At 41.5% G+C, this 731-nt stretch carries 1 protein-coding gene; it reads right to left on the minus strand.

The window, feature by feature from the left end:
• The coding region (locus B4H32_RS07450) for an HAD-IC family P-type ATPase (protein ID WP_286801146.1) at nt 1–731 on the minus strand (731 nt) is incomplete at both ends.

Below are 731 nucleotides of genomic sequence, written 5' to 3' on the forward strand. Positions count from 1 at the left end.
TAATACCGAAAAAACATTACCAAAATTTGAACTTGCCGTCATTTTGATATATTTCAGCATATTGGCAAATGTTCTACGTCCTTCGATCACACCTTGCTCAAGTACCATCAGACTTTTTTCAAGCAAAATCAAATCTGCCGATTCTTTTGCAATATCAACCGCTGTATCAACAGAAATACCAATATCCGCAGCACGAATGGCAGCTGCATCATTGATACCATCTCCCAGGAAACCAACCACATGCCCATTGGCTTTAAGTTGCTCGACAATTCGTTCTTTATGCACGGGACTGAGTTTTGCAAAAATATGGTACTGCTCTACCGCTCTTTGAAGCTGTTGGTCGGTCAGGGTTTCAATCACACTACCCAATAAAACCTGCTTAAAATCGATCCCAATTTCACGGCATACTTTTTGAGTGACAAATTCATTATCACCTGTCAGTACTTTCACCGTTACACCGTGTGCATGTAGGCTTTTTACTGCCGCCATTGCTGACTCTTTTGGCGGATCAAGAAAAGCAACATAACCAATTAAAATAAGATCGCTTTCATCGACGACCGAAAAGTTTTCCTGTGCATTTGAAAACTCGCGATATGCAACCGCCACAACACGCAAACCGTCCTTGTTATAACGCTGAGTTAACGCTTCAATCGCTACTTGCCGTTGCTGGGTCAATGCTTCAATTTTTCCGTTAACCTCAACATAACGGCAAACTTTCAGCATTTCTTCTA

It is taken from the genome of Acinetobacter sp. UBA2063, from assembly GCF_002333245.1.
In the GTDB taxonomy this organism is placed as follows: Bacteria; Pseudomonadota; Gammaproteobacteria; order Pseudomonadales; family Moraxellaceae; genus Acinetobacter; species Acinetobacter parvus.